General features: G+C 76.2%; 1 pseudogene. It reads left to right on the top strand.

From position 1 onward, the window contains the following. Window positions 1–16: 16 nt before the first annotated feature. Window positions 17–635 (top strand): annotated as a pseudogene (locus G5C65_RS38050) (P-loop NTPase family protein); the annotation flags it as partial.

Raw genomic sequence — 635 nt, 5'->3', positions numbered from 1 at the left:
TGTATAAGAGACAGAGGGGCGGCTGGCCGAGGAGTACCGCTCGGTGGCCTTCCGCCTCGCGTACGACGAGACGTTTGCGCAGCGCCGCCGGGTGCTGGTCGTCGCGCCGCGCGGCAGCATCGGCACGGCGCTCGCCGCCTCGGTGAACCTCTCGGCCTCCTTCGCCGAGATGGGCAAGGACGTGCTGCTGGTCGAGGCCGACCTGCGCACCCCCTCGCTGGCCGAACGGCTGCGGCGCGCCGACGGGGTGAGCGCCGGCTGGGCCCGCGCCCCCGGGCACGGCACCATCGGCTGGCCCGCGGGGCGCCGGGTGCCCGTCGACGCGGGCGAGTCCGGCGTCTTCGACCTCGTGCCGGGCCAGCGCGTCAGCAAGGTGCCGCGCGCCCTGACGTCGAGCGCCGTCACCCAGCTGATCGGCCACGCGGAAGCGCGCGATGCGGTGCTGGTGGTCCTGGCCCCCGCGGTGCTCTCGTACGCCGACGCCATCGCGCTGGTGGACCGGGTGGACGGCGTGCTGGTGGTGTGCGATCCGCGCGCGGTGCGCCGTGACGACCTGGCCCGGGTGCGGGAGCTGGTGGTCGGCGCGGGGGGCACGGTGCTCGGCGCGCTGCTGCACTCGCAGGGCGCGGGGGAGG

Origin of the sequence: Streptomyces boncukensis (assembly GCF_011045075.1) — a bacterium.
Classification (GTDB): domain Bacteria; phylum Actinomycetota; class Actinomycetes; order Streptomycetales; family Streptomycetaceae; genus Streptomyces; species Streptomyces boncukensis.
This window is presented reverse-complemented; position numbering and strand designations above follow the sequence as displayed.